11 protein-coding genes are annotated in these 15,942 nt (G+C 60.4%); 4 read left to right on the top strand and 7 right to left on the bottom strand.

Annotated elements, in window-relative coordinates; all coding sequences use genetic code 11:
- Nucleotides 1-105: 105 nt before the first annotated feature.
- A complete protein-coding gene (locus ACL2XP_RS07140) occupies nt 106-1,605 on the bottom strand; it encodes an amino acid permease (protein ID WP_413737957.1) in 1,500 nt (499 codons plus the stop codon).
- Between the two features lie 157 nt (nt 1,606-1,762).
- A complete protein-coding gene (yieE, locus tag ACL2XP_RS07135; RefSeq protein ID WP_413737956.1) occupies nt 1,763-2,635 on the bottom strand; it encodes a DNA-binding transcriptional regulator YeiE in 873 nt (290 codons plus the stop codon).
- A gap of 138 nt (nt 2,636-2,773) precedes the next feature.
- On the opposite strand from yieE, the gene ACL2XP_RS07130 reads away from it, so the two are divergent.
- Together ACL2XP_RS07130 and nfo are read left to right on the top strand one after the other, a co-directional pair.
- On the top strand, nt 2,774-3,844 hold the full coding sequence (locus ACL2XP_RS07130) for a YeiH family protein (protein ID WP_413737954.1): 1,071 nt from the start codon (nt 2,774-2,776) through the stop codon (nt 3,842-3,844).
- A 123-nt stretch (nt 3,845-3,967) separates the two neighbouring features.
- Nucleotides 3,968-4,813 (top strand): deoxyribonuclease IV, encoded by an 846-nt coding sequence (gene nfo, locus ACL2XP_RS07125; RefSeq protein WP_413737952.1) that lies wholly within the window; start codon nt 3,968-3,970, stop codon nt 4,811-4,813.
- Nucleotides 4,814-4,869: 56 nt separating this feature from the next.
- Here the strand turns inward: nfo and narI are convergent, their stop codons facing one another.
- The 5 genes from narI to ACL2XP_RS07100 form a co-directional block, all read right to left on the bottom strand.
- Entirely contained in the window at nt 4,870-5,547 is a 678-nt protein-coding gene (narI, locus tag ACL2XP_RS07120) for a respiratory nitrate reductase subunit gamma (RefSeq protein ID WP_413737950.1), read from the bottom strand.
- Between the two features lie 2 nt (nt 5,548-5,549).
- Nucleotides 5,550-6,263 (bottom strand): nitrate reductase molybdenum cofactor assembly chaperone, encoded by a 714-nt coding sequence (gene narJ, locus ACL2XP_RS07115; RefSeq protein ID WP_413737949.1) that lies wholly within the window; start codon nt 6,261-6,263, stop codon nt 5,550-5,552.
- Nucleotides 6,256-7,800 carry a nitrate reductase subunit beta gene (narH, locus tag ACL2XP_RS07110; protein WP_413737948.1) on the bottom strand — a complete coding sequence of 515 codons (1,545 nt, stop codon included), beginning with the start codon at nt 7,798-7,800 and terminating at the stop codon, nt 6,256-6,258. Before narH ends, narJ begins: the two co-directional genes overlap by 8 nt.
- Nucleotides 7,797-11,579, bottom strand: coding sequence for a nitrate reductase subunit alpha (locus ACL2XP_RS07105; protein WP_413737946.1), 3,783 nt, complete (start codon nt 11,577-11,579; stop codon nt 7,797-7,799). Before ACL2XP_RS07105 ends, narH begins: the two co-directional genes overlap by 4 nt.
- Before the next feature lie 98 nt (nt 11,580-11,677).
- Entirely contained in the window at nt 11,678-13,096 is a 1,419-nt protein-coding gene (locus ACL2XP_RS07100; RefSeq protein ID WP_413737944.1) for a NarK family nitrate/nitrite MFS transporter, read from the bottom strand.
- Between the two features lie 334 nt (nt 13,097-13,430).
- Between ACL2XP_RS07100 and narX the strand changes: the two genes are divergently transcribed.
- Together narX and narL are read left to right on the top strand one after the other, a co-directional pair.
- A complete protein-coding gene (gene narX, locus ACL2XP_RS07095; RefSeq protein WP_413737942.1) occupies nt 13,431-15,248 on the top strand; it encodes a nitrate/nitrite two-component system sensor histidine kinase NarX in 1,818 nt (605 codons plus the stop codon).
- A complete protein-coding gene (gene narL / locus ACL2XP_RS07090) occupies nt 15,245-15,925 on the top strand; it encodes a two-component system response regulator NarL (RefSeq protein ID WP_413737940.1) in 681 nt (226 codons plus the stop codon). The genes narX and narL overlap by 4 nt, the downstream gene beginning before the upstream one ends.
- Nucleotides 15,926-15,942 lie beyond the last annotated feature (17 nt).

Raw genomic sequence — 15,942 nt, 5'->3', positions numbered from 1 at the left:
TTTACGAGGCGCAATAAAATGTAACAGCATGTTTTACATAGGATTTAACGGCAGGCTACGCTAGGGCATACCCGGCGGCGGGCGCCGCCGGGCGTCGGACGGCGCTTAAACGCGCGTCTTTTGGTCAATGGCCGGATGCGCGGGGCGATCGGGGAAAATCATATCCTGATAGCGCACCAGGCGGGAGCCGTGGCGCCATCTGTAACCCAGCCAAATCGCCAGAAACAGCGGAATGCCGATATAGGTGGCGGTGACGCCGTACCAGTCGATGCGATCCTGCAAAAACGCCTGGTAGTTTTGCCCGAGGGTAATCAGCAGGCACAGCACAAAGGCAAAAATCGGGCCCAGGGGGAAAAACCCGGAAATATAAGGCAAATCGCTGAGCTGGCGTCCCTGGAAAATATAACCGCGCCGAAAGCGGTAGTGGCTGATGGCGATACCGAGCCAGGCGATAAAACCGGTCATGCCCGATGTATTGAGCAGCCACAGATACACCGTCTGGTTGCCGTACATGGAGGTTAAAAAGCACATGCCGGCCATGGCGGTGGTCAGGTAAAGCGCGTTGCGCGGCACCCCGCCTTTGGAGAGCTTGGCGAAAATCCTCGGCGCCTTGCCCTCGCAGGCCAGGGTATAGAGCATGCGGGTGGACGCATACATGCCCGAGTTGCCGGCCGATAGCACCGCCGTCAGGATTACCGCATTCATCACCGCGGCGGCGGAAAGCAAACCGGCATTGCGGAACACCAGGGTGAAGGGGCTGACGGTGATATCTTTGACATCATTGCGCAGCAGGTTCGGATCGGTATAGGGGATGATCAGGCTGATAATCAGGATCGCCAGCACGTAGAACAGCAGGATGCGCCAGAATACCTGGCGCACCGCGCGCGGGATATTTTTACCCGGATCGGCGGATTCGCCGGCGGCCACGCCGATAAGCTCGGTGCCCTGGAAAGAGAAACCGACAATCATCGCCACGCCGATCATGGCCGGGAAGCCGCCGGCGAAAGGCGCGTCCCCCACCTGCCAGTTATGCCAGCCGGCGCTTTCGCCGCCGCGCAGGATACCGATAATCATCAGCACCCCCACCACGATAAAAATCACCACCGTCACCACTTTAATCAGGGAAAACCAGTACTCCGCCTCGCCAAAACCCTTGACCGAAATAGCGTTGAGCAAAAACATGATGGCCAGGAACAGGGCGCTCCAGATCCAGCCTGGCACCGTGGGGAACCAATAGTTCATCACCAGCTGCGAAGCCACCAAATCCACCGCGATGGTCACCGCCCAGTTGTACCAGTAGTTCCAGCCCAGCGCAAAACCGAACCCTTCCTCGACATAACGGGCGCCATAGGTGGAAAAGGAGCCGGAAACCGGCATATAGGCCGCCAGTTCGCCCAGGCTGGTCATCAGGAAATAAACCATCAGCCCGATCAGAATATACGACAGCAGCGCCCCGCCCGGCCCCGCCTGGGAAATGGTGGCGCCGGAGGCGACAAACAGCCCGGTACCGATTGAACCGCCGATGGCGATCATCGTCAGGTGCCGCGCTTTAAGTTCACGCCGCAGGCCGGGAACGACCTGGGATTCGATGCGGTTATGAAGCATGGTTGTTCTGGTATCCGTACAAAAATCGAGGGCGGATTGTAGCAAATCAGGCGGTGGGCGATAGCGTTGCGCGCCGGTTATAAGAGACCTTCATAATCCGCGGGCGATTATAAGCCGCGCAGGCCGATATCGCCGGTTTTTAGCGCAACCCGCGCGCTTAGCCATAGGCCTGGCAATAGTCGCGGAAACGGGTCAACGCCTGCGACAGATGTTTTTGCCGATGATGCACCAGATACAAAGTGCGCATTAAAGGCGGCAACGGCAGATCAAGCGTCACCAGGGTGCCCAGCGCCAGCGCTTCCGCCACCACCCGCCGCGACAAGCAACTGATGCCCAGCCCGTGGCGCACCGCATGCTTGATCGCCTCGGAATTCCCCAACTCCATGACCGGGGTAAAATGGGGTAACCTGGCCAGCAGCAGATAATCCACTATTTCGCGGGTGCCCGACCCCTGCTCGCGCAAAATCCACGGCGCATCGGCCAGTTGATCCAGGGCCAGCCGGCGCCCGGCGAGGGGATTATCCGGCGCGGCGAACACCACCAGCTCATCCTGCAGCCAGGGCTGTGTCACCAGATCCGGCTGGTGGCTCGGACCTTCGATCAGTCCCAGATCCACGCGGAAATCGATGACCGCATTGACCACGTCCTGGCTGTTGCCCACCTGGAGCTCCAGCGAGGTTTGCGGATAATCGCGCCGGTAGCCGGCAATCATTTCCGGCAGGATATAGTTGCCGATGGTGCTGCTGGCAAACAGGCGCAGCGCGCCATTGCCCCCCAGGAACAGCTGTTCGATCTCCATGACCTGTTCAAGCAGCGCCACGGCCTTGGGATAAAGCAGCCGGCCGTGCTCATTGATGGCCAGGCGTTTACCTACCCGGTCGAAAACTTGCAGGGCCAGTTGGTTTTCCAGTTCGGTCAGGGCGGCGCTGACGGCGGACTGCGATAGCGACAGCCGGGCGGACGCATGGATGGTCGATCCGCTTTTTACCACCTCGGTAAAGACTTCCAGCTGGCGCAGGGTGATATGCATCGGGATACCTTGTCGACGGTGGGTGCAAACCGTGGCTTAACCACTAATAACGATAGGTTATAAACATATAATCAATTTCTCTTTTATGCCAGTCCTATTTAAGCTTGGCCTATAACGGCATATATGAGGAACGTCCCTATGTCACAGCGTCTTGCCCTGCCCCCCGCCCTGCTGCCCATGCAACTGGGCGGCCATTATCTTCCCGGCCTGCTGCTGACCGCCGCCATCACTTTACTGGCGGTGCGCCTGGGAGAGATACCGGCCGTTACCCGGCTCGGCCTGAGCGCCCTGACGATGGCAATCCTGGCCGGCATTTTGGCGGGGAATAGCCTGTACCCGCCGCTGCGCCGCCATTGCGACGAAGGGGTGCAATTCGCCAAACAGCGGCTATTGCGCCTGGGCATTATTTTGTACGGCTTTCGCCTGACTTTTCAGCAAATCGACGCGGTCGGCGCCACCGGCATCATTATCGATCTCGTGATGCTCTGCTCGACTTTTCTGCTGGCCTGCTGGCTGGGACGCAAAGTGTTTAAACTGGATACGGATACCGCCATGCTGATTGGCGCCGGCAGCAGTATCTGCGGCGCGGCGGCGGTACTGGCCACGGAGCCGGTGCTCAGGGCGGGCGCCGACAAAGTCGCCGTAGCGGTAGCCACGGTGGTGATCTTCGGCACCGCGGCCATTTTTATCTACCCGGCGTTTTACCAATTGAACCTGCACTATCACTGGCTGCCGTTTACCCCGCAAACTTTCGGTATTTTTACCGGCTCGACCATGCACGAAGTGGCGCAGGTCGTGGCGGCGGGCCACGCCATCGGTCCCGCAGCGGAAAACGCCGCGGTGATCGGCAAGATGATCCGGGTCATGATGCTCGCCCCGTTCCTGTTATTGCTGTCGGCCTGGGTACGGCGCGGGCGCGGTCAGGCGGCGCCTGCGCGGCCCATCGCCCTGCCGTGGTTTGCGTTGCTGTTTATCCTGGTGGCCGCTTTTAATTCCCTGCATTTATTGCCGCCGCGGCTGATTGCCGGGATTAATAGCCTCGACACCTGGCTGCTGGCCATGGCCATGGCGGCCCTGGGGCTGACGACGCATATCGGCGGGTTGCGCCGCGCGGGCATCCGCCCCCTGCTGCTGGCGCTGCTGTTATTCGTTTGGCTGATGGCCGGCGGCGCCCTGGTCAACCTCGGTATCCAGCGATTGTTCGGTTGAGCATGATGTTTGTTTGGCATCGGCGCATATTAACGGCATTATCAACGGAACAACGCGGATAGCTAAGCCGAGTTAATTGCTATGCTGAGTTAATAAACGCTGAGCTAATAACAGGAGAGTCACATGAAGTTTATTGGTGCCCATGTCAGCGCGGCGGGCGGAGCGGATCGGGCGGTGGTGCGCGCCCATGAGCTGGAAGCCACGGCGTTTGCCTTATTTACCAAAAACCAGCGCCAGTGGAAAGCGGCCGATCTAAGCGACGAGGATATCGACAAATTCCGCGCGGCCTGCGAAGAATACCATTTTGCACCCGGCCAAATCCTGCCGCACGACAGCTACCTGATCAACCTCGGCCATCCGGTGGCGGAAGCGCTGGAAAAATCCCGCGCGGCGTTTATTGACGAAATGACGCGCTGCCAGCAGTTGGGCCTGACGCTGCTGAACTTCCATCCCGGCAGCCATTTACAACAAATCGATGAAGACGCGTGCCTGGCGAAGATTGCCGAATCCATCAATATTGCCCTGGAGAAAACCGCCGGGGTGACGGCGGTGATCGAAAACACCGCCGGCCAGGGCAGCAATTTAGGGTTCCGCTTTGAACATTTGGCGGCGATTATCGACGGGGTGGAGGATAAAAGCCGGGTAGGCGTTTGTATCGATACCTGCCACGCTTTTGCCGCCGGCTATGATTTACGCACCGAGGAAGCCTGCCGCCATACTTTTACCCAGTTTGAGCATACCGTCGGGTTTTCCTATCTGCGCGGCATGCATCTCAACGACGCCAAAAGCGCCTTTAACAGCCGGGTCGATCGCCACCACAGCCTGGGCCAGGGGAATATCGGCCACACCGCCTTCAGCTGGATAATGGGCGATAAGCGCTTTGACAATATGCCGATGATCCTGGAAACCGTCTCCCCCGATCTCTGGCCGGAGGAAATCGCCTGGCTGAAATCCCAGGCGAAAAACTAACGCGGCCGCGCGTTTTGTCACGCGAACCGCCGCTTTGAACCGGCGGTTTCACGCCATCAGCGCCGGTTCCTGACCACTTGGTAACGCCGCGTCAGGTATTCCACCGGCGCGCTCCAGATATGCACCAGGCGGCAAAACGGAAACAGCACAAACAGCGTCATGCCCAGGATGATATGCAGGCGGTAAATCAGCGCCACGCCCTCAAGATGGGCCGACGCGCCGCCGCTGAAAGACACCACCGCCTGCGCCCAGCCCACCAGTTTCATCATCTCCGCGCCGTCCATATGCCGGCCGGAAAAGGGAATGGTTATCAGCCCCAGGATCACCTGCACCACCAGCAGCGTAAGAATCATAATATCCCCCGCGCTCGACGTGGCGCGGATACGCGGATTCAGCAACCGGCGTTTTAATAACAATCCGCCGCCCGCCAGGGTCAGTAGCCCGCAGATCCCCCCCGCCCCCATCGCCAGCTTCTGCTTCAAGGCGATGGATAAAAACGGTTCATATACCCAGTGCGGCGTCAGCATGCCGAACAAGTGGCCGAAAAAAATGCCGATGATACCGATATGGAACAGATTGGACGCCAGCCGCATACCCTTTTTGTCCAGCATTTGGCTGGATCCGGCGCGCCAGGTGTATTGGCCGTAATCGTAGCGCAGCCAGCTGCCGATGAGGAAAACGGTCCCGGCGATATAAGGATAAATATCAAAAAAGAACAGATTGAGAAAATGCATGGTTATTTTCCTTCTGAACCGAAATCATTAGGCAAATATTGCGGGACCACCGCGCCGGCAAAGCGGCGCTGGTGGCGCGCCTGTTCCCCGGAGGCGCACTCCGGCGGGGCGCTAAATTTCACCTGCTCCTCTTCCCATACGGCGTCCAGCGCCGCCGGGGTATCGTCCCGGGCTTCGCCGGCCACCGCCCCCTCCATGCTGGCGCCGCGCAGCTCGCTGCCGGCAAACTCCAGCAATAAGTCGAACAGCACGGCGTAGCGGTTCTCCCGCTTATGCAGCCGGGCGCCGATCAGCGCCAGGATCGGGGCAATATCCTGTAGACCCGCCCGGGCCTGCTCCATCGGCAGGCTGGCGAGATATTCCAGGTAGAGCGGCAGGAAATCCGGCAGTTCGCGGCTGTCCAGCTCCAGTCCGGCTTCCCGGTACTGCGCCAGCAGATCCACCATCGCCTGGCCGCGATCGCGCGATTCGCCGTGGACATGCTCGAACAGCAGCAGCGAGGTGGCGCGGCCGCGGTCGAACAGCTCGCAGTAAGCCTCTTGGGCGTCAAGCAGCCCGCCAGCGCAAAAACTCCGGATAAACGCCGTCAGGCGGGCCGCGCACAGCGATTCCGGCGGTTGCGTAGCCGCCAGCGCCGCCGCCAGCTCATCCTGGGCGGCCCACAGCGCTTCATCGGGGTAATCCAATAAACGGCCAACGATGTTTACACTAATCATGCTGAGCTCCACGGCGGGTCTTGCTGCTGACATCGACGGCATCGATGCGCTTGCTGTTAAATAAGTTGAACCGGGTATCGCTGCCGTGGCATCCGTCGCCGAAGCTGAAACCGCAGCCTTTGCTTTCGGGGAACGCCTCGCGGGCCAGCTCGCGGTGGCTGGACGGCACGACAAACCGATCTTCATAGTTGGCGATGGCCAGGTAACGGTACATTTCCTGCGCCTGCGCCTCGCTCAAACCCACCTGCTCCAGCGCGCTGGTATCGGTTACCCCGTCCACCGTCTCGGCGCGCTTATAGTGGCGCATGGCCAACAGGCGTTTTAGCGCCAGCAGCACCGGCGCCGTATCGCCGGCGGTCAGCAGATTGGCCAGGTACTGCACCGGGATACGCAGGCTTTCCACATCCGGCAGCACGCCGCTATGGGCCAGTTCGCCGGCATCGGCGGCGGACTGGATGGGAGAAAGCGGCGGCACATACCACACCATGGGCAGGGTGCGGTATTCCGGATGCAGCGGCAGCGCCAGTTTCCAATCCATGGCCAGCTTATAGACCGGCGACTTTTGCGCGGAGTCGATCACTCCCTGCGGTACGCTATCCTTCAGCGCCTGGGCGATAACCTGCGGGTCGTGGGGGTCGAGAAAAATATCCAGCTGGCTCTGGTAGAGATCCTGTTCGCCGGCCACGGCGGCGGCCTGCTCGATGCGATCGGCGTCATATAGCAGCACGCCGAGATAGCGGATACGGCCGACGCAGGTTTCCGAGCACACGGTGGGCTGGCCGGCTTCGATACGCGGGTAGCAGAAAATGCATTTTTCCGATTTGCCGCTTTTCCAGTTGAAATAGATCTTCTTATACGGACAACCGGTCAGGCACATGCGCCAGCCGCGGCACCTATCCTGATCGATCAGGACGATGCCGTCCTCTTCCCGCTTGTAGATGGCGCCGCTCGGGCAGGTCGCCACGCACGCCGGATTAAGGCAATGCTCGCATAAGCGCGGCAAATACATCATAAAGGTATGCTCGAACTGGCCGTACATGGCCGTTTGCATCCGATCGAAATTTTTATCCCTGGAGCGCTGCTCGAATTCGCCGCCGAGGATATCCTCCCAATTCGGACCGCCGACAATCTTGTCCATGCGCCGCCCGGTGATCAGCGAGCGCGGCCGGGCGATGGGCTGGTGCTTGCCCTGCGGCGCGGTATGCAGATTCTGGTAGTCGAAATCGAAAGGTTCGTAGTAGTCGTCGATTTGCGGCACATCGGGATTGGCGAAAATATTCGCCAGCACGCCCACGCGGCCTCCCATGCGCGGCTGCAACCTGCCGTTGATTTTACGTATCCAGCCGCCGCGCCATTTTTCCTGGTCTTCCCAGGCCTGGGGATAACCGATGCCCGGTTTGCTTTCCACATTGTTGAACCACACATACTCCATGCCTTCGCGGCTGGTCCAGACGTTTTTACAAGTCACCGAACAGGTATGGCAGCCGATACATTTGTCGAGGTTCATCACCATGCCGACCTGGGAGCGAATTTTCATTTGGCTTTCTCCTGGCGGCGCAAAGTCCCGGCCGCCGCATTGCCCTGGGCATCATCGCGGTGTTCACCATCCAGCCAGTCGATGCGATCCATTTTGCGCACCACCACGAACTCATCGCGGTTGGACCCGACGGTGCCGTAATAGTTAAAGCCGTAGGCCAACTGGGCGTAACCGCCGATCATATGGGTGGGCTTAGGACAAACCCGGGTCACGGAATTATGGATACCGCCGCGCTGGCCGGTGATTTCCGAGCCGGGGATATTAATGATGCGTTCCTGGGCGTGATACATCATGGTCATGCCGGACGGCACCCGCTGGCTGACCACCGCGCGGGCAATCAGCGCGCCGTTGGCGTTGAAGGCTTCGATCCAGTCGTTATCATCGATGCGCAGCTCCCGCGCGTCGTCTTCGCTCAGCCAGATAATCGGGCCGCCGCGCGATAGGGTCAGCATCAGCAAATTTTCGCTGAAGGTGGAATGAATTCCCCATTTCTGGTGCGGCGTCAGGAAGTTAAGCGCTTTTTCCGGGTTGCCGTTGGGCTTGGCGTTAAGCAGCGGCTGCGCGGCGCGGGTATTGATAGGCGGCCGGTACACCAGCAGGCTTTCGCCGAAGGCGCGCATCCATTCATGATCCTGGTAGAGCTGCTGGCGGCCGGAGAGCGTGCGCCATGGGATCAGCTCATGCACATTGGTATAACTGGCGCTATAAGATACGTGTTCATCCTCCAGTCCGGACCAGGTGGGGCTGGAGATGATCTTGCGCGGCTGCGCCTGCAGGTCGCGGAAACGGATTTTTTCGTCTTCCTTATTGAGCGCCAGATGGCGATGATCGCGGCCGGTAAAGACGCTGAGCGCCGCCCACGCTTTCACCGCCACCTGCCCGTTGGTTTCCGGCGCCAGGGATAAAATCACCTCCGCGGCGTCAATGGCGGTATTGATATTGGGACGTCCGGCGGCGGCGCCGTCGGCTTTGGTCAGATTGAGTTTTTTCAGGAAATCGATTTCGGTCTGGGTATTCCAGCCGATGCCTTTGCCGCCGTTGCCCAGCTTATCAAGCAGCGGGCCCAGGGAGGTGAATCGTTCGTAGGTGTTCGGATAGTCCCGTTCCACCACCATGATATGCGGCGCGGTTTTACCCGGCACCAGTTCGCATTCCCCTTTTTTCCAGTCCTCGACGCCCAGCGGCTGCGCCAGTTCGGCGGCCGAGTCATGCTGAATCGGCAGGGTCACCACATCGGTTTCCAGACCCAAATGCCCCTGGCATACCCGGGAGAATTCCTTGGCGATGCCTTTGTAAATTTCCCAGTCGCTTTTCGATTCCCAGGCCGGGTCCACCGCCGCCGACAGCGGATGGATAAACGGATGCATATCCGAGGTATTCAGGTCGTCTTTTTCATACCAGGTCGCGGTAGGCAGCACGATATCGGAATAAAGACAGGTGCTCGACATGCGGAAATCCAGCGTGACCACCAGGTCCAGCTTGCCTTCGCCGCCGTTTTCCCGCCACTCCACCTCTTCCGGCATCACCCCGCCCTGCCGGCCGAGATCTTCGCCCTGGATACCGTTCTCGGTGCCCAGCAGGTATTTGAGCATGTATTCATGGCCTTTGCCGGACGAACCCAGCAGGTTGGAACGCCACACAAACAGATTGCGCGGGAAGTTCTGCGGATTATCCGGCTGCTCGGCGGCGAAGCGCAGCGCGCCGGATTTCAGCCCGGCCACGGTATACTCCACCGGCGACATGCCGGCGCCGCTGGCCCGGGCGGCGATATGCAGCGGATTGACGTTCAGCTGCGGCGCCGACGGCAGCCAGCCCATGCGCTCGGCGCGCACGTTAAAATCAATCAGGCTGCCGGTATAACGCGACTTATCCGCCAGCGGCGACAGCAATTCCTGCGGCGCCAGGGTTTCATAACGCCATTGGCTGGAGTGGTTATAAAAGAAGGAGGTGCTGTTCATATGGCGCGGCGGACGCTGCCAGTCCAGGCCAAACGCCAGCGGCAGCCAGCCGGTCTGCGGGCGCAGTTTTTCCTGCCCCACATAGTGCGCCCAGCCGCCGCCGCTTTGCCCGACGCAGCCGCAAAACACCAGCATATTGATCAGCCCGCGGTAATTCATATCCATGTGATACCAGTGGTTCATACCGGCGCCGACAATGATCATGGACCGACCGTGGGTTTTATCGGCGTTATCGGCAAATTCACGGGCGATACGGGCGATGTTCTGCCGGGACACGCCGGTGATTTTCTCGGCCCAGGCCGGGCTATAGGCTTTGATATCGTCGTAGTCGCGGGCGCAATTTTCATCATTCAGGCCGCGCTCCACGCCGTAATTGGCCAGCATCAGATCGTAGATGCTGGCGACCAGCACCTCGCTGCCGTCCGCCAGCGCCAGGCGTTTGGCCGGGAGTTTATGGCGCAGGATGTCATCGAGGGGCACCGGGCTGAAATGTTCGCTGGGGGTGCCGCCAAAGTAGGGAAACCCCACTTCCACCACCCGATCATAGCCGTCAATCAGGCTAAGCTGCAGTTTGACGTCCTGGCCGTTGCCGCCGTCGCGCTGTTCCAGGTTCCATTTGCCCTGCTCGCCCCAGCGGAAACCGATGGAACCGAGCGGCACCGTCAACTGGCCGCTGGTTTCATCCAGGGCGACGGTTTTCCATTGCGGATTATTTTGCTGCCCCAGCGCGCCCGGCAGATCGGCGGCGCGCAGCATGCGCCCGGCGGCATAATAGCCCGCCGCGCGCGGCTCCAGCATGACCAGCATGGGCATATCGGTGTAGCGGCGCACATAATCCAGGAAATATGCGCTCGGCCGGCGCAGGTAGAACTCCTGCAAAATCACGTGGCCCATGGCCAGGGCCATGGCGCTGTCGGTGCCTTGCTTCGGACTGAGCCATTGATCGCACAGTTTGGCGATTTCGGCATAGTCGGGGGTGATCGCCACGGTTTTCGTGCCCTTGTAGCGGGCTTCGGTAAAGAAATGGGCGTCCGGGGTGCGGGTTTGCGGCACGTTGGAACCCCAGGCGATAATATAGGACGAATTGTACCAGTCGGCGGATTCCGGCACGTCGGTCTGCTCGCCCCAGGTCATCGGCGACGCGGGCGGCAAATCGCAATACCAATCGTAGAAGCTCAGGCAGGCGCCGCCGATCAGGGATAAATAGCGGGCGCCCGCGGCATAAGAGATCATCGACATCGCCGGGATCGGCGAGAAGCCGATAATGCGATCGGGGCCGTAGGTTTTGGCGGTGTAGACATTGGCGGCGGCAATCAGCTCATTGACCTCCGGCCAGCTTGAACGGATAAACCCGCCGCGTCCGCGCGCCTGCTTATAGCGTTTCACGGCGTCGGCATCGCTCATCATCGCCGCCCAGGCATCCACCGGGTCGGCATACAGCGCCCTGGCTTCGCGCCACTGAATCAGCAGCAGTTTGCGCATCAGCGGATACTTCAGCCGGTTGGCGCTATACAAATACCAGGAGTAGCTGGCGCCGCGCGGGCAGCCGCGGGGTTCATGATTGGGCAAATCCGGGCGGGTGCGCGGATAGTCGGTTTGCTGGGTTTCCCAGGTGACCAGTCCGCTTTTGACATAGATTTTCCAGCTGCATGAACCGGTGCAGTTCACGCCGTGGGTGGAGCGCACGATTTTGTCGTGCTGCCAGCGGCTGCGATAGCCCTCTTCCCAGTCGCGGTTGGCGTTCATCGCCTGGCCGTGGCCGTCGGCAAAGGTCTGGTCCAGCTGTTTGAAATAACGGAACCGATCGAGAAATTTGCTCATCCGGTCTTCTCCTGAAAGGTAAGTCCTGCGGACCTAGCGGTTATATTCGGTGCGGCCCGCCGCCGCGCCGAGATAGGCGACGGCGGGCCGTCTGGCGTTCAGCGCGGTTTTTTAGTCGCCATGCCTTTATTGATATTGCGGCCGTAAACCAGCCAGGTGAGCAGTAGGCAAACCACATAAAACACCAGGAAGATTTTCATCGCCCCGGCGGGCGAGCCGGTCAAGGCCAGCGAGGTGCCGAACGCTTTAGGAATAAAAAAGCCCCCCGCCGCGCCGATGGCGGAAATAAAGCCCAGGGAAGCGGCGGTATCGGTTACCGCTTCGTGCTGCGCCTCCTGGTCGCTGCCGCCGCGGGCCTTGACCCGATCGAGCGTCAATTTACGCAAAATCACCGCGATCATCTGGAACGTGGAACCGCTGCCCAGGCCAGCGGTGATAAAGAGCAGCATAAAGACGGTGAAAAACGCGGCAAACGAGCCGCCCTGGCCGCCGGAAGGCAGGGTCAGGAACAGCAGCGCGGCAAACACGGCCATCAGCACGAAATTCGCCATGGTCACGCGAATGCCGCCAAAGCGGTCGGACAGCGCCCCGCCCGCCGAGCGCGCCAGGGCGCCGATAAACGGGCCGAAAAAGGCGTAATGCAGGATCTGCATATCGGGAAACTGGGTTTTCGTCAGCATGGCGAAACCGGCGGAGAAACCGATAAATGAACCGAAGGTGGCCAGATAAAGCACGCTGAGGGTCCACATATGGCCGCGTTTAAGCACCGTCAGCTGTTGTTTGAGCGGCGCTTTCGAGGTGGCGAGATCGTTCATGCCGAACCAGGCCGCCAGGGTGGCGATCAGCAGCAGCGGCACCCATATCCAGGCGGCGTTTTCCAGCCAGATTTGGCTGCCGTCGGCCTGCTGCCGGCCGGTGGCGCCAAACAGCCCGAACAGGGAAAACGAGATGGCCAGCGGCGCAATCAGCTGCATAACGCTTACCCCCAGGTTGCCCATGCCGCCGTTAAGCCCCAGCGCGCTGCCCTGCCGGGATTTGGGGAAGAAAAAACTGATATTCGCCATGCTGGAGGCGAAGTTGGCGCCGGCGAAACCGCACAGCAGGGCAATGGTGACAAAAACGCCGAAGGACGTCTGCGGATTTTGCACCGCCAGGCCCAGCCATACGCAGGGGATCACCAGAAACAGGGTGCTGAGCGCCGTCCAGCGGCGTCCGCCCACCAGCGGCACCATAAACGAGTACGGCACGCGCAGGATGGCGCCGGAAACCGCCGGCAGCGCGGTGAGTAAAAACAGCCGGTCGGTGGAGAAATCAAACCCTACTTTGTTAAGATTTACCGCCACCGCGCTAAACAGCATCCAGACGCAAAACGACAGTAACAGGCAATAGATGGAAATCCACAGATTGCGCCGGGCGATGCCCTGGCCCTGGGTGCGCCAGAAATCGGGCTGTTCCGGCTGCCAGTTCTGGATTACGCCGCTGCGCGGCGCGCCGGCTGAACGTGAAAGTTGGATCATAGGAGCCTCGGACGGGTTAAAATGCCTCTGTATTCCCGCTACCCTAGGCAACCCGGCCGGGAGCAAACTTGATGCAAATCAATGGACAATCCGATGGCATTCGGCGCTGCCGGCGGCCCATATCCTTTATAAGTACAGGGTTAAATCGATAAAAACCCTAGTATTCACTTGGTTATAGCCCTCCGCCGCCGGCAGGGGTAGTCACCGGGCCGGCGCCGGCTATTTGTGGGTACTCCAAAAGGGGTATAGGGTAATCGGCGGGGATGATAAACAATAGCCGTACAGCCCATGCCGCCGGGTCCGGTTTCACCATCGGTTCAAGGATCGCCGCTTTATGACAAAACGTCTGTTTGCGCCAGTCTCCATCGTTCAGCAAGTCGCCCTGCTGATGTTGCTGTTGGGCCTGTTGGGCATCGGCGGGATGAGCCTGTCGCTGTGGATGGCCGAAAGCATGCAGGGCAACGCCCATGCGATTAATAAGGCCGGTTCGCTGCGCATGCAAAGTTACCGCCTGCTGTCCCGGGTGCCCCTGGATGGCCAAAGCGCGGCGTTTATCGCCGAACTGGAGGGGGATCAGCTCAGCGACGATTTGCAGCAACCGGTGCGCCGCGAGCGCCTGACTCCGCAATATCTCGCCCTGCGCGCTTACTGGCTCGACCGGCTCAAACCATTGCTTATACAGGCGCAACGTCCGCAGGACGCCGCCGCGGGCGTGGCGGAGTTTGTGCGTCAGTTGGATTTATTGGTGTCGGCGCTGGATCGCAATACCGAGCACCGGCTGATGCTGGTGGCGCTGGTGCAAAAAGTGGTGATTGGCCTGACCCTGCTGGTATTGGCCTGCACCATCGGCTATTTGCGCCGCCGTTTGCTGCGCCCCTGGCGGCGGTTGCTCAACCAGGCCAAGGCCGTCAGCCGCGGCGACTTCAGCCAGCGTTATCCCCTGCCCGCGCGAGCCGGCCGCCAGGGCCATCATGAAATGGACCAGCTTGGCTTGACCCTGAACAGTATGTCGCAGTCGCTATCTGAAATGTATGCCGAACTGGAGCAGCGGGTGGCGGATAAAACCGCCGATCTGCGGCAAAAAAACCGCGTGCTGGATTTTTTGTACCGCGCCAGCCGCCGGCTGCATACCAGCGAACCGTTGTCCGGCCGCCTGGTGCCGGTGCTCGATGAGCTGCAAACCCTTACCCCGCTGCGGGAAATCCAGATCCGGCTGTATGAAAACGACGGCGATGGGGGGGTAAATCCTCCCGGTCCGGCTGACGGCCAGCCGGCGCCGGAGCACCCGGGGGAAGTGGCGTCCCATCCGGTGATGCAGGGGTTATCCCCCGAAGCCGAGCCGCAGCAGCTTAGCTGGAGCCTGCACGATAAATTGGGGCAGTACGGCCTGATGCTGGCGCGCTACCCGCTGCAACAGGCCATGGACGATGCCCAACAGCAGTTGGTGAATACGCTGATTGAACAGCTGACCAGCACGCTGGCGCTGGAGCGCCAGGCCGAGCATCAGCAACAGTTGTTATTGATGGCGGAGCGCACCGCCATCGCCGGGGAGTTGCACGACAGCCTCGCCCAGTCGCTCTCCTGCCTGAAATTGCAAATCGGCTGCCTGCAAATGCAAAGCGCGGACAGCACGCCGGAAAATAAGCTTTTGATGCGGCAAATGCGCGATGAGCTGAACACCGCTTATCGCCAACTGCGGGAACTCCTGACCACCTTTCGCCTGCGCCAGACCGAACCCGGCCTGCGGGCGGCATTGCAAATGGCGGTGGATGAGTTTTCGGCCCGGCTGGGATTCGCTATTGATTTCGACTACCGGCTGCCCGCCAGGACGGCCGGTTCCCACCAGGTAATCCATTTGGTGCAAATCGCCCGCGAGGCGCTGAATAATATCGTCAAGCATGCCGCGGCCACCAAGGTTGACGTGGCGGTAACCCTGGAGGCGGGAGAGCTGATCCTCAGTATCCGGGACAACGGCCGCGGCCTGCCGGATGAACACCGGCGGCTGCATCATTACGGCCTGATTATCATGCAGGATCGGGCCCATAGCCTGCAAGGCAGCTGCCGGGTGGCGCGCCGGCCGAGCGGCGGTACCGAGGTGCGGGTCAGCGTGCGCCCGCAGTCCGCAGCCCCCATGACCAGGACCCGAACATGAGCGAACCAGACATCAACGGACCGGACGTTACCGAATCCGAAGCGGCCACGATTTTACTGATCGACGATCATCCCATGCTGCGCAGCGGCGTCAGGCAGCTTATCGCCATGGACCGCAGCCTGAAAGTCATTGCCGAAGCCACCAACGGCGCCCAGGGCATCGAACTGGCGGCGCAGTGGGACCCGGATTTGATCCTGCTTGACCTGAATATGCCGGGCATGAACGGGCTGGATACCCTCGATCGCATGCGCCAGCTCTCGCTGTCGGGACGGATCGTGGTGTTTAGCGTATCAAACCATGAGGATGACGTGATCACGGCGCTCAAGCGCGGGGCCGACGGTTATTTGCTTAAAGATATGGAACCGGAGGATTTGCTGGTCGCCCTGCGCCAGGCCGCGGCGGGCAAGATGGTGTTAAGCGACGCGCTGATGCCGGTCCTGGCCGCCAGCCTGCGCGAAGGCCGGCCGGGCCCCGCCCAGGATTTGCAGCAGTTGACGCCGCGCGAGCGCGATATCCTCAAGCTGATTGCGCTGGGATTGCCCAATAAGATGATAGCCCGCCGGCTGGATATTTCCGAAAGCACCGTCAAAGTGCATGTGAAGCATTTGCTGAAAAAAATGCGGCTGAAATCGCGGGTGGAAGCGGCGGTATGGGCGTTGCAAAGCAAGGCGTTCTGAGGATAAAACCGGCCGGA

Origin of the sequence: Sodalis sp. RH21 (genome assembly GCF_047324175.1) — a bacterium.
In the GTDB taxonomy this organism is placed as follows: Bacteria; Pseudomonadota; Gammaproteobacteria; order Enterobacterales; family Enterobacteriaceae; genus Acerihabitans.
Note: the sequence above shows the minus strand (reverse complement) of the source record. Positions and strands in the feature narration are given on the sequence as shown.

Bases quoted from the DNA above. Each gene is read 5' to 3' on its own strand.
- ACL2XP_RS07140 (WP_413737957.1), bottom strand. From the start codon at position 1,605: ATGCTTCATAACCGCATCGAATCCCAGGTCGTTCCCGGCCTGCGGCGT.
- yieE (WP_413737956.1), bottom strand. From the start codon at position 2,635: ATGCATATCACCCTGCGCCAGCTGGAAGTCTTTACCGAGGTGGTAAAA.
- ACL2XP_RS07130 (WP_413737954.1), top strand. From the start codon at position 2,774: ATGTCACAGCGTCTTGCCCTGCCCCCCGCCCTGCTGCCCATGCAACTG.
- nfo (WP_413737952.1), top strand. From the start codon at position 3,968: ATGAAGTTTATTGGTGCCCATGTCAGCGCGGCGGGCGGAGCGGATCGG.
- narI (WP_413737950.1), bottom strand. From the start codon at position 5,547: ATGCATTTTCTCAATCTGTTCTTTTTTGATATTTATCCTTATATCGCC.
- narJ (WP_413737949.1), bottom strand. From the start codon at position 6,263: ATGATTAGTGTAAACATCGTTGGCCGTTTATTGGATTACCCCGATGAA.
- narH (WP_413737948.1), bottom strand. From the start codon at position 7,800: ATGAAAATTCGCTCCCAGGTCGGCATGGTGATGAACCTCGACAAATGT.
- ACL2XP_RS07105 (WP_413737946.1), bottom strand. From the start codon at position 11,579: ATGAGCAAATTTCTCGATCGGTTCCGTTATTTCAAACAGCTGGACCAG.
- ACL2XP_RS07100 (WP_413737944.1), bottom strand. From the start codon at position 13,096: ATGATCCAACTTTCACGTTCAGCCGGCGCGCCGCGCAGCGGCGTAATC.
- narX (WP_413737942.1), top strand. From the start codon at position 13,431: ATGACAAAACGTCTGTTTGCGCCAGTCTCCATCGTTCAGCAAGTCGCC.
- narL (WP_413737940.1), top strand. From the start codon at position 15,245: ATGAGCGAACCAGACATCAACGGACCGGACGTTACCGAATCCGAAGCG.